The organism is Rhodoferax sp., from assembly GCF_023700745.1.
Taxonomy (GTDB): domain Bacteria; phylum Pseudomonadota; class Gammaproteobacteria; order Burkholderiales; family Burkholderiaceae_C; genus Rhodoferax.
Map to the genome: position 1 here is coordinate 72114 of NZ_JAMPYG010000010.1, position 23459 is coordinate 95572.

A 23459-nucleotide genomic window follows, 5' to 3' on the forward strand; every position below is an offset into this window, starting at 1 on the left:
CCAAACAAGACAACGTCAAACCATTGACTTCAGGGGCACCCGGTGTGACGCCTGTCACACCGGGAAAACATTTACTTGACCGCGTACTTGGCGATCAAAGCACGTGCGTTTTCCAGCAACAACTTGCCATTGGCACCTTTGGCGGTGACGTCTGCCACCCAGTCATTGGTGATTTGCTCGCCGATTTTTTTCCAGCTCTGCAATTCAGCCGCCGGAATCACGTTGTGGGTGTTCTTTTCGGTCAGCTTTTTGCCAATGCCATCGGCCGCCAGAAAAGCCTTGCCGATGGAGCCCGACAGGGCCTGGCCGCTGTTGGCATCGATCACTTTTTTCAGCTCGGGCGGCAGGCTTTCGTATTTCGCCTTGTTCATGGCAAAAGCGAAGGTGGAGGTGTAAATGGCAGGCTCGGACGGATCGGTCTCGGAGTGGAACTTGACCAGCTCCTGGATTTTGACCGAAGGCACCACCTCATAAGGCACCAGCGCACCGTCAATCACCGACTTGGCCAGAGCCTCGCTCACCGCGGGCACTGGCATGGCCACCGGTGTGGCACCCAGCGCCGCCAGCAGCTTGTTGGTCTGGCGGGTCGGGGCGCGGACCTTCATGCCTTTCAGGTCGGCCATGGTCTTGATCGGCTGCTTGCTCATGTGAAACACGCCATCACCATGGACGTGCAGCGCCAGCAGCTTGACGTCCTTGAACTCGGCGGCCACATTCGGATTGGTCTGGACAAAGTCCCACAGCGCCTTGCTGGTGCCCTCAGGGCTTTGCATCATGAAGGGAAGTTCGAACACCTCCGACAAGGGAAAACGGCCGGCCATGTAGCCGGGCAACACCCAGGTCACATCGACCACGCCATCCTTGACCTGGTCGAACAACTGCGGCGGCGTGCCACCGAGCTGCATCGACGGGTAAATCTGGCATTTCATCTTGTCGCCGGATTCCAGTGCAATCTTGTCGCACCAGGGCTTGATAAACATGGTCTGCGCGGCTGAACCGGCGGGCAGGAAGTGGTGCACCTTGAGCGTGACCGTTTGCGCCGAGGCGCTGAAGGCGGCGCAAGCCAGCACCGAAAGTGCCGCGAGAGATTTGAGTGATGCTTTCATGTAGTCTCCTGTTGTAAAAATAAAACCAAGTCTTACGGTTCAAATGGTAGCGGGGGTTTCAGCTCGCTAGGTCATGCGCCGGCCAGACCGCGGCAGGCACCATGACCTCACCCCGCATGATCAGCCGTGCCGTGCGCAATAGCGCCGCCCGGGTCACTTTCTGCGGGTCTTGCGGGTCCAGCCCCAGTGCCACACTGAATTCGCCGGTTGGGTGCTCGACCGATACCGTGGGCATATTGCCCGCCGGCATCACGGCCACACCGTCGCACACCGAGCCCTTGAGCACGCACGCGGTGCCCACCGTGACGGCGGCCAGCACGCCAATGGCGTCGTGACACACATGGGGAATGAAGCTGCGCGTGCTGATGCTGCCACCGGCGCTGGGCGGCGCAATCAACGTCATTTTGGGGTAATTCTTTTGCGCCACATCGCCCAGGCCCATCCTGAGCGAAATCTGCAGGCGCAGCGCTTCGAGGCGACGCTTCAAATCGTCGTCGGCATTGAGTTCTGCCACCGACTCGTAACCGTTACGGCCCAGGTCGCTGGCCTTGAACAGCACCAGCGGCATGCCGTTGTCGATGCAGGTCACGTCCAGCGTGAAGGGTGCAAAACCATCGCCGGTTACAGTGATGCGGTCACGCACCTGGCCTGTGGGCAGCAAGCCGGAACACACCGAGCCTGCGGTATCCAGAAAATTGATGGTCACCGGCGCGGCGCTACCGGGCACGCCGTCAATGCGGGCGTTGCCGGTGTAACGCACCCGGCCGTCTGGCGTGGCCACGGTGATGTCGCACTGCATGCCGGTGTTGAGGGTCAGCACACGCGCCGTGGTGGTGTCGCCCTGCACCGCCACCAGGCCGCGTTCTATGGCAAAAGGCAGCACGGCCGCCAGCATGTTGCCGCAGTTGGGCGTGGTGTCCACCGTGTCGCGCTCGGGCTGCAGCTGGGCAAACAAAAAGTCCACCGCCACGCCGGGCGTCTGGCTCGGGCTGACGATGCCGACCTTGCTGGTCAACGGATGCGCGCCACCCAAGCCGTCGATCTGGCGCCGGTCCGGCGAACCCATCACCGCCAGCAGCACGCGGTCACGCGTGGCCACATCTGAGGGCAGGTCCGAGGCCAGAAAAAATGGCCCGCGTGAGGTACCACCGCGCATGAAATGACAGGGAATAGGCGTTTGCATGCGCCGGATTCTGACGGCATTTACCGGTCTTCAAAAGCCAAAAAGGCCACTACCAGATATAACAACTTGGCATAATTGATGGCTTGTTATGGTTAACCCTTAATCCCCCAACAGAGGTACGTCACAGTCTGCCGTCCATGGACCTGAAACAACTCGAATACTTTGTGCGCGTGGCCGAACTGGGCAGTTTTACCCGTGCCGCCATCGCCCTCAACGTGGCACAACCGGCGCTCAGCCGCCAGGTGCGACTGCTGGAGGTGGAACTGCGGCAAAACCTGTTGACGCGCAATGGCCGCGGCGCTCTGCCCACCGAGGCCGGCAAGCTGCTGCTGGCGCATGGCCGCGGCATCTTGCACCAGGTGGCGCGTGCGCGCGAAGAGCTGGGCCGGGTGCGCGGCTCGCTGGCGGGCCGGGTGGCCGTGGGCCTGCCCACCAGTCTGGCACGGCTGCTGACCGTGCCGCTGATCCGGGCCCATCAAACCGAACTGCCCGATGCCACGCTGGCCATCAGCGAAGGTTTGTCGTTGCCGATGCAGGAGTCGCTCATGGCCGGACGGCTCGATATTGCCGTGCTCTACAACGCCCAGCCCGGTTCAGACATCGACATCACCCCGCTGCTCGAAGAAGACCTGCTGCTGGTGCAACGGCGCCCCCCCGGCCTGGCCGAAGAACCACCACCCGGCCCCATTACCCTGCGCGAACTGGCCAAATTGCCACTGGTGATCCCGACCCGGCCCAACGCCATCCGCATGCAGGTGGAGACCGAACTCACCAACCTGGGCTGCCGCCTGAACATGGCGCTGGAAATTGATGGGGTTTCAGCCATTCTGGATCTGGTAGCCGACGGGGCCGGTAGCGCCGTGCTGTCACGCAACGCCGTAGCCAGCTCGATCCGGCCCTCTGCATTTACCGTGCGCACCATCACCGACCCGGTGCTGCGCACCAAAATCTGCATGGCCACCAGCGCGCTGCGCCCCACCACGCTGACGCAGCAGGCCACACTGGCGCTGCTGCAGCGCACGGTGCAGCAGGTGTTCAAGGTGTAAAACCCGGGGCAGCTATTCAACCCGGGTGATCGAAGCGGGCTTGAAGCCCAGATCGGCCAGCTTGCCCTTGCGCGCCCGGGCCGCGCGGGCGTTGTTGAGGCTGCGGATTTCCAGGGTCTCCTCACGCACCTTGCCGCCACGGCCCATGCCTTCAATGCGCACACTGCGGGTGTAGGCGGCCGCGCCAGCCAGCGTGTCCCTGGTTTCCAGGTCCATCAGCATCAGCCCCCGGCCGCCATTGGCCATGGCCTTGAGTTCGCTGATCTCAAAGGTCAAAATACGCCCGCCTGTGGACGCACAGGCAACATGGGTGGCTGGCGCGACCGCGATGGCGGCATTGGCCACCAAGGACGGCTGGCACAGGGTTTCGCCCTCGTTCACGGTGACAAAGGCTTTGCCCGCCTTCTGGCGTGAAACCATGTTGGCCACGGTCGCGGTGAACCCGTAGGCCGCCGAACTGCTCAGCAACAATGTGGCCTCCATTGGCCCGGCAAAGTAGGACAGCAACTGGGTACCCGCCTCCAGCTCGATCAGGCTGGTGATCGGCTGGCCGTCGCCTCGGCCGCCAGGCAGCAGCGCCACCGCGACCGAATAGACGCGGCCATTGGCGCCAAAGGCCAGCAGGGTATCGACCGAGCGGCACTCAAATGCGCCATACAGCGCATCGCCCGCCTTGAAGTTGTATTCGGGCGCCGCCGTGCCATTGAGCCGGTCACGCGCCCAGCCCTTTTGCGTCCTAACCCAGCCCTTTTGGCTCACCACCACGGTCACGGGCTCATCCACCACCTTCACCTCAAGCACCACTTTTTTCTCGGCCTGGATCAGGGTGCGGCGGTCATCGGCAAAGGTTTTGGCGTCCACCTCGATTTCCTTGATCATCAGGCGGCGCAGCGCCGCCGGGTTGCCCAGAATTTCTTCCAGCTTCTGCTGTTCCTCACGCAGACCGGCCAGTTCCTGCTCGATCTTGATGGCCTCCAGCCGCGCCAACTGGCGCAGCCGGATTTCCAGAATGTCTTCGGCCTGCCGTTCCGAGAGATGGAAGCGTGCAATCAGAGCCGCCTTGGGCTCGTCGGCTTGGCGGATGATGGCGATCACCTCGTCAATATTGAGCAGCACCAGCGCCCGGCCCTCCAGGATGTGAATGCGGTCCAGCACCTTGTTCAGACGGTGCCGCGTGCGCCGCTCGATGGTGGTCTGGCGGAACGCAATCCACTCGGTGACCATCTGGCGCAGCGACTTGAGCGTGGGCCGGCCGTCGAGCCCAATCATGGTCAGGTTGATCGGGCTGGAGGTTTCCAGGCTGGTGTGCGCCAGCAGCGTGTTGATGAGTTCCTGCTGGCCAATCTTGCTGGTTTTGGGCTCGCACACCAGGCGCACGGCGGCGTCCTTGCTGGACTCGTCACGCACGCCGTCCAGCACCGACAGCACGGTGGCCTTGAGCTGGTTTTGCTCCAGCGACAGGGCTTTTTTGCCGGCCTTGATCTTGGGGTTGGTCAGCTCTTCAATTTCTTCCAGCACACGCTGGGTGCTGACACCGGGCGGCAGCTCGGTGACCACCAGCTGCCACTGACCACGCGCCAGTTCCTCGATCTTCCAGCGCGCCCGGCATTTCAAGGAACCGCGACCACTGCGGTAAGCCTCGGCGATTTCCGCGGCGCTGCTGATGATCTGGCCACCGCCAGGAAAGTCCGGGCCTGGCAGCAAGGCAAACAATTCATCGTCCGGCAGGTTGGGCGTCCTGATCAGCGCCACGCAGGCATCGGCCACCTCGCGCAGGTTGTGGCTCGGGATCTCGGTGGCCAGACCCACGGCAATGCCGCTGGCGCCGTTGAGCAGGGCAAACGGCAGGCGCGCCGGCAACTGGTTGGGTTCTTCGGTGGAGCCGTCGTAGTTGGGTGAGAAGTCAACCGTGCCCTCGTCGATTTCGTCGAGCAGCAGGCTGGTGATTTTGGCCAGTCGCGCCTCGGTGTACCGCATGGCGGCAGCGCCGTCACCATCGCGACTGCCAAAGTTGCCCTGGCCGTCAATCAGCGGGTAGCGTTGCGAAAAGTCCTGCGCCATGCGCACCAGCGCGTCGTAGGCCGCGCTGTCGCCGTGCGGGTGGTAACGGCCCAGCACGTCCCCCACCACGCGCGCGCATTTGACCGGTTTGGCCCCGGTGTTGCCGTTGGCACCGCCAAAGCCCAGGCCCATGCGGCTCATGGCGTACAAAATGCGCCGCTGCACCGGTTTCTGGCCGTCACACACGTCTGGCAAGGCGCGTCCCTTGACCACGCTCAGGGCGTATTCCAGGTAGGCCTGCTGGGCATAGGTAGCCAGGTTCAGCGCGTCGTCACCCTCGGGTTGGGACGGGGCCGGGGGGTTAATAATGAGTTGGTCAGTCATGGCAAAACAGTTTCAAAAATTCAAAATTCAAGTAGCAATAGCGTTGCGTCAGGTAACCCGCGAGGCAGGCCCTGTGGGCGGCTTCCTCATACTGGAGTACCAGAAATCGTCAGCCCCCCACAGGGCCTACCTCGCTGGTCGCATTGGGGGTGCAAACCTGGTCAAACAATACACCGCTTGAATTCCGGTTTCCGGTTTTCAAACGTAAGTGAAGCACCCAACTATCAGCGCTGTGACTGGCTTGGGTGGTCACCGATTTCTGGTACCCCAGTATGAGGTGGCCGCCCAAGCCAGTCACGGCGCAGCGCGCAACCAACCAATCTACAAAACCCAAAAATCCCTGGATTGCCACGTCGCTACGCTCCTCGCAATGACAAATTTAGAGGCTGAGGAAATTTCGGATGCCTAAACATCAATCTCCACCGAATCCCCATGCAGTTCCATCAGCTCGCGCCGCGCCGCGGCTTCCCCCTTGCCCATCAGCTTGCTCATGAGTTCGGAAGTTTGCAGCACACTCTGGCTCCCCAGATGCACCGGCAACAAGCGGCGCGTGTCGGGGTTCAGCGTGGTGTCCCACAACTGCTCGGCATTCATTTCGCCCAAACCCTTGAAGCGACTGATGGTCCAGGCGCCTTCGCGCACGCCTTCCTTGCGCAGCTTGTCCAGGATCGCGGTGAGTTCACCTTCGTCGAGGGCATAGGCCTTGGACGCCGGCTTTTTGCCGCGCGCCGGCGCGTCCACACGAAACAGCGGTGGTCGGGCCACAAAGACATGGCCGGCGTCAATCAGCTTGGGAAAGTGCTTGAAAAACAAGGTCAGCAGCAGTACCTGGATGTGCGAGCCGTCGACGTCGGCATCACTCAGAATGCAAATCTTGCCGTAGCGCAGACCGCTTAGATCGGGGCTGTCATCCACGCCGTGCGGATCAACGCCAATGGCCACGGCAATGTCGTGGATTTCGTTATTGGCAAAGAGTCGGTCACGCTCGACCTCCCAAGTGTTCAGCACCTTGCCGCGCAGCGGCAACACCGCCTGGCTTTCCTTGTTGCGGCCCATCTTGGCGCTGCCGCCGGCCGAGTCGCCTTCGACCAGAAACACCTCGTTCTCGGCAATGTCGCGGCTCTCGCAGTCGGTGAGTTTGCCCGGCAACACCGCCACCCCCGAGCCCTTGCGCTTTTCGACCTTCTGGCCGGCTTTCTGGCGTGATTGCGCCGCTTTGATGGCGATTTCGGCCAGTTTCTTGCCGTATTCCACATTCTGGTTCAGCCACAGCTCCAGCGCTGGCCGGACAAAGTTGGACACCAGGCGCACCGCATCGCGCGAATTCAGGCGCTCCTTGATCTGGCCCTGAAACTGCGGGTCCAGCACCTTGGTGGACAGCACAAAACTGGCACGCGCAAACACGTCGTCGGGCAGCAGCTTGACGCCCTTGGGCAGCAGCGAATGCAGTTCCACAAAACTCTTGACGGCGGTGTACAGGCCATCGCGCAGGCCCGACTCGTGGGTGCCGCCGGCCGGGGTCGGGATCAGGTTGACATAACTCTCGCGCACCGGCTGGCCGTCTTCGGTGAAGGCCACGCACCAGGCCGCGCCCTCACCTTCGGCAAAATTGTCGTTGTTGGCGTCGGCAAAACCCTCGCCTTCAAACAGCGGAATGACGGGTTCGCCGGTCAGGGTTTGGGTCAAATAATCACGCAGGCCGCCCTTGAACAGCCAGGTCTGGGTCTCCTTGTTCTTCTCCTGCACCAAAGTCACCGAAACACCCGGCATCAGCACCGCCTTGCTGCGCAGCAGGTGCTCCAGATGCGCCATCGGCCAGGTCAGGGACTCAAAATATTTGCCGTCGGGCCAGACCCGCACCGTGGTGCCTGATTTGCGGTCGCCCTCGCCGGCCTGGCGCACGCTCAGGGGCTCGATCACGTCGCCACCGGCAAACACCAGGCGCGCCACCTGGCCTTCGCGGTAGGTCGTGGCCTCCAGTTTGAGCGACAGCGCATTGGTCACGCTCACACCCACGCCATGCAGGCCGCCGGAAAAGCTGTAGGCACCGCCCTGGCCCTTGTCAAACTTGCCACCGGCGTGCAACTGGGTAAACACCAGTTCGATCACCGGAGCGTGCTCGGTGGGGTGCATGCCGAACGGAATGCCGCGGCCATCGTCTTCCACCGTGATCGAGCCATCGGCGTGCACAATGGTCTTGATCTTTTTGCCGTGCCCGGCAAGCGCTTCGTCGGCCGCGTTGTCGAGCACTTCCTGGATGATGTGCATCGGGCTGTCGGTGCGGGTGTACATGCCCGGACGCTGTTTGACCGGCTCCAGCCCTTTCAGGACACGGATCGAGTTTTCGGAATATTCGGGATTGGGTTTGCTTGCCATGGCGCGCATTGTATGAATACCCAGTTTTCAAAGGCACTCCACAACCCGTGGCTTACGAACTTTTGAACTTGCGCCGCATAATTGGCAGCACACGTTCATGAATACACAAATAACCGTCGACAGCAACATGCTACTGAGCCCTTCCATCCCCAACTTGCCCAGGTTGCTTGAAGTGTGCATTGAGCACATGAACGATGCCATCGTGATCACCGAGGCGGAGCCCATCGATCATCCCGGCCCCCGAATCGTCTGGGTCAACAAGATTTTTTATGAGCGCCACGGCTACCGCCCGGATGAGGTGATCGGCAACACCCCGCGCATATTGCAAGGGCCAGATACCGATCGCGCCACGCTCGACCGGGTGCGCGAGGCGCTTTCCAAATGGCAGCCTGTCCGCGCAGAACTGCTGAATTACCGCAAGGATGGAACGTCTTACTGGAACGAGTTTGAGATTGTCCCCGTGGCCAATGACCAAGGCTGGTTTACGCACTGGGTGTCGGTGCAACGCGACACCACCGAGCGCAAGCAGATGGAAGAACAGGTGCATCAACTCGCCTTCTATGACTCGCTCACCAACCTGCCCAACCGTCGCCTGCTCTGTGACCGCTTGAACCAGGCCCTGGCGGCCAGCAAACGCAGCAGCCACTACGGCGCCCTGATGTTCCTGGATCTTGACAATTTCAAACGGGTGAATGACACCCATGGCCACGGGGTGGGTGATGCACTGTTGTACAAGGTCGCCAAGCAACTGAAAAAATGTGTGCGTGAGACTGACACCGTGTCACGCTTCGGCGGTGACGAATTTGTGGTGCTGCTAAGTGACTTGTTTGTCGATCTGGCCACCTCCATCAAACGCGCTTCCATCATCGCCGAAAAAATTCGCGCCACGCTCACTCAACCCTACCATCTGGCCGTCAGCCAGGACGGCCAAGCCGAACACCAGATCGAATACCGCTGCTCCGCCAGCTTGGGCGTGGTCATGTTCGCCGGCCAGCAGGCCTCTGGGAGCGACCTGCTGAAGTGGGCCGATACCGCGATGTACCAGGCCAAAAATGCCGGCCGCAATGCAATCCGGTTTTATCAACCCACAGAACACGCCTGAAACGCGAGGTGCGTTGGCATGGCATCAGTCAAGCACGGGGTAACATCGGCACATCAGGGAAAACCCCGATATTGCTTTGTTTTTCATTTGAACCCCGGACCTTTGACCATGAAACTTACTCCTACCCATTCCGTTTCACTTCGTCTCACCACTGTTGCCGTGTTGGGGCTTGCCACTGCCTTCGCCTATGCTCAGGACGTGCAAACCGTGCGTATCGCACACGCCGGCCCGACTTCGGGTGGCATTGCCCACATCGGCAAAGATACAGAAAACGGCGTGCGCATGGCCATCGACGAACTGAACACCCAGGCCATTGTCATTGGCGGCAAGAAAATCAAATTTGAACTGGCGGCCGAGGATGATGCAGGCGACCCGCGTCAGGCAACCGCAGTGGCACAAAAACTGTGTGACTCCAAAGTGGCTGGCGTGGTCGGCCACTTGCAGTCGGGCACCACCATCCCGGCTTCTTCTGTGTACAACAAATGCGACCTGCCCCACATCACCGTTGCGGCGACCAACCCCGACGTGACCAAGCGCGGCTACGCCACCACCTTCCGTCTGATTGCCGACGACAACGCACTGGGTGCGGCGCTGGCCGTCTATGCCAGCGACAAACTCAAACTCAAAACAGTCGCCGTCATTGACGACCGCACAGCCTATGGCCAGGGCTTGGCCAATGTCTTCAAGGCCACCGCCAAACAAAAGGGCATGCAGATCCTGGCCGAAGAGTTCACCACGGACAAGGCCACCGATTTCATGGCCATCCTGACCAATATCAAGAGCAAGAAACCAGATGCCATCTTTTACGGCGGTCTCGACTCCCAGGCCGGCCCCATGCTGCGCCAGATGGACCAGTTGGGCCTGAGCAATGTCAAGTTCTTTGGCGGTGACGGCATGTGCACCGAGAAACTGGGAGAGCTTGCCAGCAAGGCGGCTGCACTCAAGGGCGTAACCTGCGCCACGGGCGGTGCCTCCGTGCAAAAAATGCAGGGCGGCGCGGCCTGGAAGAAAAAATACGATGCCCGTTTTCCTGGCCAGTTCCAGATTTACAGCCCCTACGCCTACGATGCCACCTACGTTTTAGTGGATGCCATGAAACGCGCCCAATCCGTCGAGCCCGCGGTCTACACCCCGTTCATCGGCAAAACCAAGCTCAAGGGCATCACCGCCAACATCGCCTTCACCCCGAAAAACGAGTTGACCGTACCCGCCGTGACACTGTACTCGTACAAGGACAACGTGCGCGCAGAGCATTAAGGGTTAAAGGCCTGGCGGGTGCAGGGTAGGCATAGTTCGGTATATTCCAGACATGTCGCATCCTGCCAAAACACTTTCCATGAACCAGGTCCTGCTGTGCGGGGCCGTCATTGTCACGCTCTCCATGGGCATCCGCCACGGCTTTGGGCTGTGGCTGCAACCCATGACGCAAGACCTGAACTGGAGCCGTGAAACCTTTGCCTTTGCCCTGGCCATTCAAAATCTGGTGTGGGGGTTTACCGGCATTTTTGCCGGTATGCTGGCCGACCGATTTGGCGCTTTTCGCGTCATTGTGGGCGGTGCCCTGCTGTACGCCCTGGGGCTGCTGGGCATGGCCCATGCCACCACCGCGCTGATGCTGTCGCTGAGTGCCGGGGTGCTGATTGGCATGGCGCAAGCGGGCACCACCTACGCCATCATTTATGGTGTGATCGGGCGCAACATCAGCGCCAGCAGGCGCTCCTGGGCCATGGGCGTGGCAGCGGCGGCAGGCTCCTTTGGCCAGTTCCTGATGGTACCGACCGAAGGTTTCCTGATTGACAGCCTGGGCTGGCAGCAGGCTTTGGTGGCGCTGGCGCTGTCGGCGTTGCTGATCATGCCACTGGCCTGGGGCTTGCGCGAGCCGGGTTTCAGGGGCGGCGCCGGGCATTTTCGCGAGCAATCCATCATGCAGGCGCTGCGCGAGGCCTTCCAATACCGCAGTTTCCAGTTGCTGATGGCCGGTTATTTTGTCTGCGGTTTCCAGGTGGTGTTTATTGGCGTGCACATGCCGAGCTACCTGAAAGACCAGGGACTTGCATCCAACGTGGCCAGCATCTCACTGGCGCTGATTGGCCTGTTCAATGTGTTTGGCACTTACGCGGCAGGCGTGCTGGGCCAGCGCATGCAGAAGAAAAACATCCTGGCCTTCATTTACCTTTCACGCGCTGTCATCATCAGCATCTTTTTGCTGGTGCCGCTGTCACCCATGAGCGTTTACGTATTTTCGGCCGTGATGGGCCTGCTGTGGCTGTCCACCGTGCCGCCAACCAACGCCACCGTGGCTCAGATTTTTGGCGTGGCGCATCTGTCGATGCTCGGCGGCTTTGTATTTTTCAGCCACCAGATCGGCTCGTTCATGGGGGTTTGGCTGGGCGGCTATCTGTTTGACCGTACCGGCAGTTACGACATTGTCTGGTACATCGCGATTGCTCTGGGCGTGCTGGCAGCGCTGGTCAACCTACCGATCAAGGAAGCCGCCATTGTGCGCACGCCCGTGCCACAGGGGGCATGAGGCCATGAAACCGGTTCAGAAAGTCCTGCTCTACACCGGCCTGCTGCTGGTGCTGGGGTTGGTGTTTGCCATGTACACCCGGCCCGATTTCGTCATGACGCTGGCCAACCAGGTGTGGGGTTGCTTTTAGTGACTGAACACCATGTGAGCGAACCCTCTGACTGGGTGCGACGTTGGCAGCATTTGATTAGCCCAGGTGCGCGCGTGCTGGACGTGGCCTGCGGCTCGGGTCGCCACATGGCATGGCTGGCCCAACGGGCTTGTTTCTGCACCGGCATCGACCGATCGGCGCAAGCGCTAACGGAAGCCGGACGCTATGGCAACACGGTTCTGGCGGATATTGAAAACGGGCCCTGGCCTCTGATCCAAAATGGTCTGCCACAGCAATTTGACGTGGTGCTGGTGACCAATTACCTGTGGCGGGAGCTGTTTCCGGTGCTGCGGCAAAGCCTGGCACCGGATGGCTTGTTGCTTTATGAAACCTTTGCACAAGGGAATGAGGCCGTAGGCAAACCGTCCCGGCCCGATTTCTTGCTGCAAACCGGCGAATTGCTGCGCTTGTGCCAAAGCCTGCGCATTGTGGCGTTTGAGGATGGTTTTTTACCGCATCCCGAGCGCTTTGTGCAACGCATTGTGGCGTTCAGGCAGTCGCATGCCCCTGAAGACGGGCGGCCACCCACGCGTTACCCACTCTCGCTAGAATGAGCGGCTAATCTATTTACCTGCACAAGATGTCACATTCAAAGCCTACTCTCACCGGCAGTATTGTTGCCCTGGTCACCCCCATGCACCCTGACGGCAGCGTGGACTACCCGGCGCTACGCAAACTGATCGACTGGCACATTGCCGAGGAAACGGATTGCATCGGTGTGGTTGGCACCACCGGCGAGTCACCCACCGTCAGCGTGGAAGAACACCGTGAAATCATCCGTGTGGCGGTAGAACAAGCCGCCGGGCGCGTGCCCATCATGGCTGGCTGCGGTTCCAACTCCACCCTGGAGGCCATTGAACTGGCCAAGTTCGCCAAGAAAGTGGGCGCCGATTGCCAATTGCAGGTGGTGCCTTACTACAACAAGCCCACCCAGGAAGGCCAGTACCAGCACTTCAAGACCATTGCCGAAGCGGTTGACCTGCCCATGGTGCTGTACAACGTGCCCGGGCGCACGGTCGCGGACATGGCACTCGACACCGTGCTGCGCCTGACCCAGGTGCCCGGTATCGTGGGCATCAAGGAAGCCACCGGCAACATCGACCGTGCCCAATGGCTGATTCGCGAAGTCCCCAAGCACTTTGCCATTTATTCAGGTGATGATCCCACTGCAGTAGCGTTGATGCTGTGCGGCGGTCATGGCAACATCAGCGTCACGGCCAATGTGGCCCCGCGCCTGATGCACGCGTTGTGCATGGCCGCCCTCGCCGGTGATGTCAAACGCGCCATGGAAATTCAGTTCAAATTGATGCCATTGCATAAAAACCTGTTTGTCGAAGCCAACCCGATCCCTGTGAAGTGGGCCGTGGCACGCATGAACCTGTGTGGCGGTACGCTGCGTTTGCCCATGACAGAGCTGACCCCCGCCTACGTGCCGGTGGTAGAAGCCGCCTTGCGCGACGTTGGCCTGATTTGACGCCAGGTTGCCCCACTGAACCGATATCCGAAGGAACCTTTGTGAACCCTATTTCCAGAATTGCACTCCTTGGCCTGACACTGACACTGGGCGCGTGCTCGGTGCTCGAGACCGACAAGGTGGACTACAAAAGTGCCGGCAAGGCGCCGACACTTGAAGTGCCGCCTGACCTGACCCAGTTGTCGCGCGAAACACGTTATGCCGTCCCCGGCGCAGCAGTCACCGCTTCCAGTTTTCAAATTGGCCAGCTTGCCACCCAGACCACGCCGACAGCGGCAACATCCTTGGGTGATGTGCGCATTGAGCGCGCCGGCACCCAGCGCTGGCTGGTGATCAGCCGCCCGGCCGACAAATTGTGGGAGCCAGTCAAAGATTTTTGGCTGGAAAACGGTTTCTTATTGGTGATGGACCAGGCCAACCTGGGCATCATGGAAACCGACTGGGCAGAAAACCGGGCCAAAATTCCACAGGACATCATCCGCAGCACCATTGGCAAGGTGTTTGATTCGCTATATTCCACCGGCGAACGCGACAAGTTTCGCACCCGTCTGGAACGCAACGTCAGTGGCGGCACCGATATCTTCATCAGCCACCGCGGCATGATCGAGGTCTATAGCAGCACCGCCAAAGACCAGACCGTGTGGCAGCCCCGCGCCGCCGACCCCGAGCTCGAAACCGAGTTTTTGCGCCGCCTGATGGTCAAGCTTGGCATCTCCGAGGTACAGTCCAAAGCCCTGGTCGCCGCCGCGCCGGGCAGCACCGGCGCCCGGATGGACACCGCCAACGGCCAGCCTGTGGTGCGCCTGAATGACGAATTTGACCGCGCCTGGCGCCGGGTGGGTCTGGCGCTGGACCGCACCAATTTCACCGTGGAAGACCGTGACCGCAGCAAAGGTATTTACTTTGTGCGTTACGTGGCGCCCAACGCAGACAAGACCGAACCGGGCTTCTTCGGCAAACTCTTCGGTTCTTCCAAGCCCGACAGTACACCGCAAAAATTCACCATCTCGGTGCAAAGCCAAGGCAACATCAGCACGGTATCAGTGCAAAACGCGGATGGCAGTCAAGCAGCGACGGCTGACGCACAGCGCATCGTGAAAGTGCTGGCTGACGACCTCAAATAGCGCAAAAGAGTACTGTCATTGCGAGCCAGCAGTCCGTGGCTTTGCAGGAGGCCCGCCCTCGGGCCAAAAACAGTTCGGGTGCAATCGCGGCGAGGGCGCCGCTCCCACAGGGGCTGACGTTATTTTTAGCGCGTTCGCAATGACATCTCTGATTCAGTCCAGCCAGTGGGTGAACCCTGACACCGCCACGCGCGGGGTGTGAAAGCTGTTGACCGTCGCCTCGTCCGCATAGCCCAGCGCCATGCCGCACACCAGCATTTCATCGGCACCCGCGCCAATGTGCGGCAGAATGATGCTGGCATAGCCGTTCCACGCCGCCTGCGGGCAGGTATGCAAGCCGCGGGCGCGCGCCGCCACCATGATGTTCTGCAAAAACATGCCGTAATCGAGCAAGGAGCCACGCCCCATGACACTGTCGATGGTAAACATCAGGCCCACGGGTGCGTCAAAAAATCTGTAGTTGCGCTGGTGCTGCGCATGCATTTTGTCCTTGTCCCCCTTGCCAATGCCGAGCAGGCTGTACAGGCCCCAGCCATTTTCGCGGCGCCGGTCAATGTAGGGGCTGACCCACTTTTCAGGGTAATAGTCATAGGCTTCGCGGTACTCGGCGGCCAGCGCCGGATCAGCACGCAGCGCGTCGTGGGCGGCGCAGACCTTTTCCACCAGCCTGTTGCGGCTATTGCCTTGCAACACATAGACCTTCCAGGGCTGGCAGTTGGTGCCCGACGGAGCCCGGCTCGCCACCTGGAGGATGTCGTGCAGGGTTTGCTGCGGGACGGCCTGCTGGGTAAAGGCGCGAGTGGACATGCGCGAAATGATGGCGGTGTCCACGGTGGCAACGTGGAGGTCTGAATCAGGCAATTTTTCAGGAATCAAACGAGTTTCTCCAGAACAGTTTTCAGAGGAAGGGATAAGGGGGTTGGCCGGCGCGTTGGGCGGTCCACATACACATGGATGAAGTGGCCCTTGGCGGCCGTCAGTAATGCACCCTGCGCAAACAGCCCTATCTCGTAGCGCACGCTGGAATTGCCCAGGCGTGCCACGCGAATGCCGGCCTCGACGGTTTGTGGAAACGCCAGCGGCTCGAAGTAATTGCACTGGGTTTCAATCACCAGCCCAATAGTTTGGCCCTGTTCGACGTCAAGCACACCCTGCTCGATCAAGTAGGCGTTCACAGCCGTGTCAAACCAGCTGTAGTAAACGACATTGTTGACGTGCCCGTAGGCATCGTTGTCCATCCAGCGGGTGCTGATGGAACGAAACACCTTGTAGGCGCTGCGCGGTTCAGGTTGTGGCTTGTGCATGGGTCAGGATTTTCGGTCCTTTTCCTTGAGCAAGTCACGCAGACGCCTGGGAGCGGGCACCAGCGGCGTGCGACTGCGCGTCCAAGCGCCCTGATCCGTGGGCGACAGGGCGCGACCCCGGCTCATGAACCACGATGCCAGCTTGTACAGCCCGGTGCGGCCATACACCTGCGCCCAGACATTCCAGACCGCGCTGCTGGCCACGGTACGCCCGGCGCCGCTGCCACGCAGCGTGGCCTCTTCGCTGTCAGGCTTGGCCTGCGATTCGTTGCGCAGGCGCACCAGGATGTCGGTGATCGGTATCTTCACCGGGCACACTTCGACACAGGCGCCGCACAGGGTGGAGGCAAAGGCCAGCGGGTAGGTGGCATCCAGACCCAGCATGTGCGGCGAGATGATGGCGCCGATCGGTCCCGGGTAAGTGGTGCCGTAGGCATGGCCACCAATGCGCGCATACACCGGACAGTGGTTCATGCAGGCGCCGCAGCGAATGCACTTGAGGGTTTCGCGCAGTTCTTCGTCGGCATAGGCCTGGGTGCGGCCGTTGTCGAGCAGGATCAGGTGGACTTCTTCGGGACCGTCTTTTTCACCCGGTTTTCTTGGTCCGCTGATCAGGTTGAAATAAGTGGTGACCGCCTGACCCGTGGCCGAGCGCGACAGCAGGCTGTACAGCGGCGGGACATGCTCCAGCTTTTCCACCACTTTCTCAATACCGGTGATGGCAATGTGCACCTTGGGTACGGTGGTGCACATGCGGCCGTTGCCTTCGTTCTCCACCAGGCACAGGGTGCCGGTTTCGGCCACACAAAAGTTCACCCCTGAGAGGCCAATGTCGGCATCGGCAAACTTGCGCCGCAGCACCTTGCGGCCGATCCTGATCAGCGCATCGACGTCTTCGGTGTAGGCCACGCCCGGAATTTCTTCGGCAAAGAGCTGGGCAATGGCCTGCTTGGTCTTGTGAATGGCCGGCATGATGATGTGCGACGGCGCCTCGCCAGCCAACTGCACGATGTACTCGCCCATGTCGGATTCCAGCGCCTCGATGCCGGCCGCTTCCAGGGCGTGGTTGAAACCCACTTCTTCGCTGACCATCGACTTGCCCTTGATGACGCGCTTGGCGTTGACCCGGTTGGCAATGGCCAGGGCAATGGCGTTGGCCTCCTCGGGGTTCTGCGCCCAGTGCACCTGGATACCGTTGGCGCTGAGTTTGGCTTCCAGTTGCTCCAGCAAGCGTGGCAGGTTGGCCAAACTGTAGCGGCGAATCTGCGAACCCAGTTCGCGCAGACCTTGCAACTCGTCCTGGTCCGGGAACTGGGCACGGCGTTTGGCCTGCAGGAAGTCCATGGCACCGCGAAAATTCTTGCGCTGACCCGGATCGTTGAGCACGTCGCGACTGCGCTCCTTGAAATCTTCCATCGGATGGATTTTGATGACCTGGCTCATGCGGCTGCTCCTGTTTGGGCGGGGTCGGCGTGACGCAGCAGCACCACCAGTTCGCGTGGGCCGTGGGCGCCGTAGGCCAGTGTTTGCTGGATGTCGGCGGTCTTGGACGGGCCGCAAATCAGCAGCGCGTTGGTCGGCAGGCGGTCCTTCCAGCCTTCGTCGGTCATGGCCGAATAAAAGTCGGCATGGATGGTGGCCACATCCAGCAACACAAAGTGCACCGGGGGCACCAGCGACATCAACCGGGGTTCGGCCGGGGTGGGCCACAGGATCAGGCTGCCCACTTCGGCAATGGCGCTTTTGGCCAAGGTCAACGAGGCATCCACTTCGTCAAACAGCACATCGCGCCAGGAATCGATGGACTCGGCATAACGCTTGATTTCCAGATTGGCAGGCTGGCGTGCCTCCAGCTCGGCACCATGCGGCGTGTCGCTGCCGATGAGCAGATTGCGCAAGCCTTTGGCCTCCACCAGGCGCAACAGGAGGTCAGGCCACCCGGCGGCCGTGGTGTCATGTACCTCGGTCTTGACGGCTTCCAGCGCGGCGCGCAGGCGGCTGACGCGCTGGGCGCTGTTCTCGTGGCGCTGGTGCGCCGCAAACCAGGCACTGACATCCGGCAGCGGTAGCGGCGCTGGCGTGGCCGGGGCACGCAGGCGCGCAAAAATGCTGCTGCGCGCCTTGGCTTCTGCTGCCGCTGTGGGCGTGGGGTTGGCGTTCATGCGGCGTCTCCCAAAGTGGTTTGTGTGGTCGTGCGGCGCCACAGGAAGCTCGCCAGATGTTCACCCGGCAACGTGGCTTGCGGCAATCCCGCCAACTCATCCTGCTTGGCGGCACGGCCGGTGATGTTGAGCAGGCAGCCGCAGTCGGCACTGACCACCGACGCCGCCCCGGTATCGCGGATGGCAGCCACCTTGTCACTGACGATGGCCTCGGAAATGTCGGGGTAGCGCATGGCAAAGGTGCCACCAAAGCCGCAACATTCCTCAATGCGCGCCTGCACCACCACGTTCACCTGCGACAGGCTGTCGAGCAGCGCCACGCTGGTTTCGTGCACGCCCATCTCGCGGCGCGCATGGCACGAGGTGTGCAGCGCAACAGTGCACGGCGCGCCCAGGTCGGGCTGGCTGAAATTGACCACATGGACCAGGAACTCACTGAGTTCATAGACCCGCTCGGACAGGTCCACAGCCTTGGCATGCAGCACCGGATCGTCGGCAAACAGGTGCGGGTAATGCTTACGGATCATGCCGCCGCAGGAGCCCGACGGGATCACCACCGGCCAGGGCTCGACAAACAGGTTCAATTGCTGCAAGGCCACGGCGCGGGCCTCATCCGGAAAGCCGCTGCTGTGGGCGGGCTGACCGCAGCAGGTCTGCTGCTCCAGATAGTGCACCCGGATGCCTTCGCGTTCCAGCAAACGCACCGTGTCAAGCCCCGCCTCGGGCGTGAACTGGTCAATCAGACAGGTGGCAAACAGATAGACATCGGTCGGTTTTTCCGGGTAGCTTCGCGCTTCAAAAGTGGTCATCGCCATGGATCAGTCTCCTCGTTATTGCATACGTTTGGCCTGCATGGCTGGATTGTGGAACATTTGACTGTCTTGTTCTTGTGATATTCACATGCCTGACTTTTCAATAATTTCAAAAATCCAAACCGACCTGTTGACCTGGCTTGTCCTGCCAGCACTGTGAATAGGACAGTCCCAGACGGAAAGTACGGCTTTGAATCCGGACGGTCTCCTCAATCTGTCGGCCATAGCCACCCGCCATCACGAACGCAATCGGAATCCGGCGTTCATGACACCAGTCAAACACCCGCCGGTCCCGCGCCTCCAACCCGTCCTCGGTCAAAGCCAGGCGGCCCAGGCGGTCACCCTGGTAGGGATCGGCGCCGGCCAGATACAGCACCAGCCGGGGCTCAAAGCGCTGGCTCAGTTCAAGCAGCGCCTGTTCCAGTGCGACCAGATAATCCGCATCGCCACAACCATCGGCAAGCGCCACGTCCAGGTCACTGGCCTCCTTGCGAAACGGAAAATTCTTGTCGCCATGCAGTGACAACGTGAACACGCTGTCGTCTCTTTGAAAAATGTGCGCCGTGCCATTGCCCTGATGAACGTCCAGGTCGATCACCGCCACGTTCAAGGGCCCGCGGTTTTGCCGCTGCCACTCTGCTTGTGCCAGACGTGCAGCCACCGCCACATCATTGAAAACACAAAATCCACCGCCCTTGTCGGCGTAAGCGTGGTGCGTGCCCCCTGCCAGATTGGCGGCCACACCGGTTTGCAGTGCCGCGCGCACCGCCGCGACCGTGGCCCCCACCGAACGCCGCGCCCGCTCCACCATAAGTTCACTCCAGGGGAAACCAATCTCGCGCATGGCTACGGCACTCATCTGGCCACTCACCAGACTTTCGATGTAGCCCGGCGTGTGCGCCAGGGCCAATTGACCGTCACTGGCAGCGGGCGCCTCCAACAGCGCTATATCAGGCAACTGCTGTGCGATGGATTCACGCAGCATGGCGTATTTGGCCATTGGGAACCGGTGCCCTGGCGGCAAGGGCAAGACGAAATGGTCTGAATAAAAAGCCTGCATCGTTCTATTTTGTCCTGATGACAAAGTTGAATTTATAGAAATGCGTCTCTAAATTGCTGCGATGCAACAAAAAAGACTTGCGCTGACTCGGGATAACCCTATAATTCAAACCATGCTGCACTGCAACATAGACCGGGTTCTCACTCAGTTTCGGCGCAGATACTTTTTTACTAACCTTCTGGAGAATTGAATATGCTGACCGTAGAACAAGTGATGGCCTCACAAAAAGCCAACGTTGAAACCCTGTTGGGCCTGACTTCCAAAGCCTTTGAAGGCGTGGAAAAGATTGTCGAACTCAACCTGAGCGCCTCCAAAGCCGCTTTGGCTGAAACCGGTGACGCCGCCAAGGCCATGTTGAGCGTCAAAGATGCCCAGGAATTGCTGGCACTGCAATCCGGCCTGCTGCAACCCCTGGCTGAAAAGACCGCTGCCTACAGCCGTCACCTGTACGAAATCGCCACCGGCGCTTCCAGCGAATTCACCAAGGCTTTTGAAAACCAGGCTGCTGAAGCCCAGCAACAATTTGCCGGTCTGGTTGAAGCGGCTGCCAAAAACGCACCTGCCGGCTCGGAAACCGCCGTGGCGGTGATGAAGAATTCGGTGGCTGCTGCGACCAGTGCCCTTGAGTCCGTGCAAAAAGCGGTCAAGCAAGCCACAGATGTCGCCGAAGCCAACTTCAATGCCGTGGCTTCCACTGCGACTGCCAAGCCTGCTGCCAAAAAGCGTTAATGTTTGCGTTCTGCAAGTCAAAAATCAAATTAATTTAAGGATTTGACATTAAAACCAAGGGGAAACCCTGACTTGCTTGGTATCATTAAGTATCTTGAAAACGAAAGTTTTCTAACAGTTGTCTCCTCGGGTCCTTTCGAAACCTTCAGGTTCAGGGACTCCTTAAGGGTTGGTCGCAAGATCAACCCTTTTTTTTGCCTTGTTCGGATCAGGTCGGTGCATCCGTCATGGTTCCCGTCAGGGTACCACCGAGCAATTCAGGCAGGCGATCCATTGGTATTTTGAAACCACTGGCCTGGGCATGACCGCCTCCTCCCATGCTGGCCGCCAGCGGGATGCAATTGAAATCAGACCTGGAGCGCAGACCGCACTTGACCCTCATTGTTTTGTCGACACTCCAGAGCAGGGCAAAGGTGCCGGATTTCTGACACAGCAAATCACCCACCAGACTGTGAAACACCCCGGGTGCATTGACCATCAGGCCCGCAACACCGTTGAAGACCACAGGGCTCGCCGCATCCGCGATCAATTCGGCCAGTTTGGTAAATTTTTCGTCCATGGCGTGGCCACGTTCGATAAAAGCCGCCAGTTGCACGGCATCCATTTGTGCAATGTGCTGCCAGCGTGCGAAGTCAAACGGTTCCATATCAAGGGCCGCCAGAAAACTGGCGCTTTCAGGGTATTGCCAGACCCAGATGTCACGGTCTTCGACGAACCGGACCAGATCCGGCACTGGATGTGCTGGATGAAAAAACTCCCAGGCCAGTCGGGCACCCGATTTCTTCATGTCGAAATGCACCACACCACAGCGGCAAACAAAACCGGTCAATTTTTCAGCCGCACTCAGATGGTGGTCCAGCATGACCAGTTTGGCGGCACGCTCTTCGATGGCGCGCAAAATCGGTTCGCCAAAGGAAAAGTCCAGGATGTACACAGCGCGCCCGGCCAGCGCCGGCAAGTCATCCACCGACCGGACATCCCCATGGTCCAGGGCCAAAAATTCGGCTTTGCCCTGGTAATACGTCCAGGCCGCCAGCGCTGCCGCAAAGCCATCCGGGCAGGTATGGCCATGGTAGATGATGAGGGGCTTGGGGTCGTTTGGGTCGGGCTTGACCAGCAAGCTCAGTGGCAATATGGATTTCATTGGCTAAATATAATTAATCGATGAGTGTAGACAAGAACCCGACGATTTTCACTGGCTTTGCCGAGCCCGACGCGCGACAGTTTGACGCCTGGTCGCACCAACCACTGCTGATGTCAATGGAACAAGGTGGTATCGACTGGCCAAGCTCCTGCCGCAACGGCACCTGCCGCACTTGTTTCAGCAAGCTGGAGAGTGGCCAGGTGCGCTACGAGATCGAATGGCCGGGCTTGAGTGCCGAAGAAAAAGAGGACGGCTACGTGCTGCCCTGTGTGGCCTACCCCTGCTCGGACGTCAGGCTGGATTACGCGGGTTTTTGATCTGCTTGAAGCGGATCTTTCGGTCCAGCTCAATGGCATCCTTTTTCACTTGGCGCTGGGCGTCCAGCGTCTTCCCCACTGCCAGCCATTGGGCAAATTCCTCGGGCGTTTCCAGCGTCATGCGACCGATCACGCCTGAACGAAAGTCGTAAATCGCGATCTCGGCGGCTTTTTGCAAATTCACCTTTTTGCCGCCCTGCAAAGCGCCGCGCTGGCGACCAATCGCTTCCAGCAATATTTCATCCGTCATGGCGGCCACGCCTGCGAGCTTGAAGCGGGCCTCCAGCAGCGCCGGGTAATGCGTTTTCAAGTAATCCAGCAACTCCAACGCCACTTCTTCTTCATTGAAGGCGTTGCGGCCAATGGCGCCGCTGGCGGCCAGGTTGTAGCCGCTCTTGGCCACAATGATGCGCGGCCACAGCATGCCCGGCGTGTCGTACAGATAAAAGTCGTCGGCCAGGCTGATGCGCTGCTCCATCTTGGTGATGCCTGCCTCGTCACCGGTTTTGGCAGCACGCTTGGCGGTAAGCGTATTGATCAGGGTCGATTTGCCAACATTCGGAATGCCGCAGATCAGCACGCGCATCGGCTTGACCATGCCACCACGGTTGGGCGCCAGCTCAAAACAGGCCTTGATGAGCGCCTTGGCGGGTGCCGCCATGCTGGCATCCAGGCCCATGGCACGGGTGCCGCTCTGGCTGTTGTAATGCGCCAGCCACTGCGCCGTTCGCACCGGGTCGGCCAGGTCCTGCTTGTTCAGTACCTTGAGTGTCGGCTTGCCCTGCGTCAATTCGGCCAGCATCGGGTTGGCGCTGGAGCCAGGCAGGCGGGCATCGAGCAATTCGATCACCACATCAATGTTTTTGATGCGTTCGGCAATCGCCTTTTGCGTCAGGTGCATGTGGCCGGGAAACCATTGAATTGCCATGTTTTATCAATCCGGTTCGAACCTTAGTCCATCAATGCTCATGCTGTACCCGGGCACGCGTGGCCTTGACCTGAGAGCGCTCTGTCTTGGCCTGGCGCACCCGCTTGACCGAAGCCCGTGTTGGTTTGGTGGGTTTGCGCGCTTTGGGCGGCTGCGACACACTGTTGACCAGTTCGTGCAGGCGAAGCAAGGCGTCAAAGCGGTTCATCTCCTGCGTGCGGTGCTGTTGCGCCTTGAGCACCAGAATGCCGTCCTTGGTAATGCGGCTGTCATGCAGCGCCAGCAAACGCTCCTTGACATCGTCGGGCAGGCTTGATGCAGCAATGTCGAAGCGCAAATGGATTGCGCTGGACACCTTGTTGACGTTCTGGCCGCCCGCGCCCTGCGCCCGGATGGCGCTGAGCTCAACCTCAGCTTCTGGTATGTGCAGGGGCTCGGTCATGGCCAGACATCCATCGGCCCGAGAGCGGGCCTCCTACAAAGGCATCGGGATTCCTGTGGGAGTGGCGCCCTCGCCGCGATGGCG

At 60.2% G+C, this 23459-nt stretch carries 23 protein-coding genes; 10 read left to right on the forward strand and 13 right to left on the reverse strand.

What is annotated here, in order from left to right:
- Positions 1-71: 71 nt before the first annotated feature.
- Together NDJ10_RS09680 and NDJ10_RS09685 are read right to left on the reverse strand one after the other, a co-directional pair.
- Positions 72-1106, reverse strand: coding sequence for a TRAP transporter substrate-binding protein (locus NDJ10_RS09680; protein ID WP_296161595.1), 1035 nt, complete (start codon positions 1104-1106; stop codon positions 72-74).
- 58 nt (positions 1107-1164) lie between these two features.
- Positions 1165-2289, reverse strand: coding sequence for a 4-oxalomesaconate tautomerase (locus NDJ10_RS09685; RefSeq protein WP_296161597.1), 1125 nt, complete (start codon positions 2287-2289; stop codon positions 1165-1167).
- 137 nt (positions 2290-2426) lie between these two features.
- Between NDJ10_RS09685 and NDJ10_RS09690 the strand changes: the two genes are divergently transcribed.
- A complete protein-coding gene (locus tag NDJ10_RS09690) occupies positions 2427-3335 on the forward strand; it encodes a LysR substrate-binding domain-containing protein (RefSeq protein WP_296161599.1) in 909 nt (302 codons plus the stop codon).
- Between the two features lie 12 nt (positions 3336-3347).
- On the opposite strand, the gene parC is transcribed toward NDJ10_RS09690, so the two are convergent.
- Positions 3348-5720, reverse strand: coding sequence for a DNA topoisomerase IV subunit A (gene parC, locus NDJ10_RS09695; protein WP_296161600.1), 2373 nt, complete (start codon positions 5718-5720; stop codon positions 3348-3350).
- Positions 5721-6125: 405 nt separating this feature from the next.
- A complete protein-coding gene (locus NDJ10_RS09700) occupies positions 6126-8096 on the reverse strand; it encodes a DNA topoisomerase IV subunit B (protein ID WP_296161603.1) in 1971 nt (656 codons plus the stop codon).
- A gap of 97 nt (positions 8097-8193) precedes the next feature.
- Between NDJ10_RS09700 and NDJ10_RS09705 the strand changes: the two genes are divergently transcribed.
- From NDJ10_RS09705 to bamC, 7 genes are all read left to right on the forward strand, one after another.
- On the forward strand, positions 8194-9198 hold the full coding sequence (locus NDJ10_RS09705) for a diguanylate cyclase (RefSeq protein ID WP_296161606.1): 1005 nt from the start codon (positions 8194-8196) through the stop codon (positions 9196-9198).
- A 108-nt stretch (positions 9199-9306) separates the two neighbouring features.
- A complete protein-coding gene (locus tag NDJ10_RS09710; protein ID WP_296161609.1) occupies positions 9307-10455 on the forward strand; it encodes a branched-chain amino acid ABC transporter substrate-binding protein in 1149 nt (382 codons plus the stop codon).
- Between the two features lie 79 nt (positions 10456-10534).
- Positions 10535-11728: an MFS transporter gene (locus NDJ10_RS09715; protein WP_296161610.1), complete on the forward strand. Its 1194-nt coding sequence runs from the start codon at positions 10535-10537 to the stop codon at positions 11726-11728.
- A 4-nt stretch (positions 11729-11732) separates the two neighbouring features.
- On the forward strand, positions 11733-11858 hold the full coding sequence (locus tag NDJ10_RS09720) for a hypothetical protein (RefSeq protein WP_296161612.1): 126 nt from the start codon (positions 11733-11735) through the stop codon (positions 11856-11858).
- A 14-nt stretch (positions 11859-11872) separates the two neighbouring features.
- On the forward strand, positions 11873-12433 hold the full coding sequence (locus tag NDJ10_RS09725; protein WP_296161615.1) for a class I SAM-dependent methyltransferase: 561 nt from the start codon (positions 11873-11875) through the stop codon (positions 12431-12433).
- A gap of 26 nt (positions 12434-12459) precedes the next feature.
- Positions 12460-13353 carry a 4-hydroxy-tetrahydrodipicolinate synthase gene (gene dapA, locus NDJ10_RS09730; protein WP_296161617.1) on the forward strand — a complete coding sequence of 298 codons (894 nt, stop codon included), beginning with the start codon at positions 12460-12462 and terminating at the stop codon, positions 13351-13353.
- 41 nt (positions 13354-13394) lie between these two features.
- Positions 13395-14477: an outer membrane protein assembly factor BamC gene (gene bamC / locus NDJ10_RS09735; RefSeq protein ID WP_296161618.1), complete on the forward strand. Its 1083-nt coding sequence runs from the start codon at positions 13395-13397 to the stop codon at positions 14475-14477.
- Positions 14478-14630: 153 nt separating this feature from the next.
- Here bamC and NDJ10_RS09740 read toward each other — a convergent pair whose 3' ends face one another.
- The 6 genes from NDJ10_RS09740 to NDJ10_RS09765 all read right to left on the reverse strand — a co-directional run bounded on the left by NDJ10_RS09740 (position 14631) and on the right by NDJ10_RS09765 (position 19815).
- Positions 14631-15284, reverse strand: coding sequence for a nitroreductase (locus NDJ10_RS09740; protein WP_296161669.1), 654 nt, complete (start codon positions 15282-15284; stop codon positions 14631-14633).
- 65 nt (positions 15285-15349) lie between these two features.
- Positions 15350-15781: a thioesterase family protein gene (locus NDJ10_RS09745; RefSeq protein ID WP_296161620.1), complete on the reverse strand. Its 432-nt coding sequence runs from the start codon at positions 15779-15781 to the stop codon at positions 15350-15352.
- Positions 15782-15784: 3 nt separating this feature from the next.
- On the reverse strand, positions 15785-17224 hold the full coding sequence (locus tag NDJ10_RS09750; RefSeq protein ID WP_296161623.1) for a LutB/LldF family L-lactate oxidation iron-sulfur protein: 1440 nt from the start codon (positions 17222-17224) through the stop codon (positions 15785-15787).
- Complete coding sequence (locus NDJ10_RS09755; protein WP_296161624.1) at positions 17221-17943, reverse strand: LUD domain-containing protein; 723 nt, start codon at positions 17941-17943, stop codon at positions 17221-17223. The genes NDJ10_RS09750 and NDJ10_RS09755 overlap by 4 nt, the downstream gene beginning before the upstream one ends.
- On the reverse strand, positions 17940-18752 hold the full coding sequence (locus NDJ10_RS09760; RefSeq protein WP_296161670.1) for a (Fe-S)-binding protein: 813 nt from the start codon (positions 18750-18752) through the stop codon (positions 17940-17942). Before NDJ10_RS09760 ends, NDJ10_RS09755 begins: the two co-directional genes overlap by 4 nt.
- Positions 18753-18864: 112 nt before the next feature.
- The gene (locus tag NDJ10_RS09765; RefSeq protein WP_296161625.1) at positions 18865-19815 is read right to left on the reverse strand and encodes a histone deacetylase; all 951 of its coding nucleotides are present in this window, start codon (positions 19813-19815) and stop codon (positions 18865-18867) included.
- A 192-nt stretch (positions 19816-20007) separates the two neighbouring features.
- Here NDJ10_RS09765 and NDJ10_RS09770 point away from each other — a divergent pair, with 192 nt between their 5' ends.
- Positions 20008-20544 carry a phasin family protein gene (locus NDJ10_RS09770; RefSeq protein ID WP_296161626.1) on the forward strand — a complete coding sequence of 179 codons (537 nt, stop codon included), beginning with the start codon at positions 20008-20010 and terminating at the stop codon, positions 20542-20544.
- 208 nt (positions 20545-20752) lie between these two features.
- Here NDJ10_RS09770 and NDJ10_RS09775 read toward each other — a convergent pair whose 3' ends face one another.
- The gene (locus tag NDJ10_RS09775) at positions 20753-21688 is read right to left on the reverse strand and encodes a DHHA1 domain-containing protein (RefSeq protein ID WP_296161629.1); all 936 of its coding nucleotides are present in this window, start codon (positions 21686-21688) and stop codon (positions 20753-20755) included.
- A gap of 20 nt (positions 21689-21708) precedes the next feature.
- Here NDJ10_RS09775 and NDJ10_RS09780 point away from each other — a divergent pair, with 20 nt between their 5' ends.
- On the forward strand, positions 21709-22005 hold the full coding sequence (locus NDJ10_RS09780; protein ID WP_296161631.1) for a 2Fe-2S iron-sulfur cluster binding domain-containing protein: 297 nt from the start codon (positions 21709-21711) through the stop codon (positions 22003-22005).
- Here NDJ10_RS09780 and ylqF read toward each other — a convergent pair.
- Both ylqF and arfB read right to left on the reverse strand, forming a co-directional pair.
- Positions 21980-22933, reverse strand: coding sequence for a ribosome biogenesis GTPase YlqF (gene ylqF / locus NDJ10_RS09785; protein ID WP_296161632.1), 954 nt, complete (start codon positions 22931-22933; stop codon positions 21980-21982). The genes NDJ10_RS09780 and ylqF overlap by 26 nt on opposite strands.
- 31 nt (positions 22934-22964) lie before the next feature.
- Positions 22965-23375: an alternative ribosome rescue aminoacyl-tRNA hydrolase ArfB gene (gene arfB, locus NDJ10_RS09790; protein ID WP_296161634.1), complete on the reverse strand. Its 411-nt coding sequence runs from the start codon at positions 23373-23375 to the stop codon at positions 22965-22967.
- Between the last annotated feature and the right edge of the window lie 84 nt (positions 23376-23459).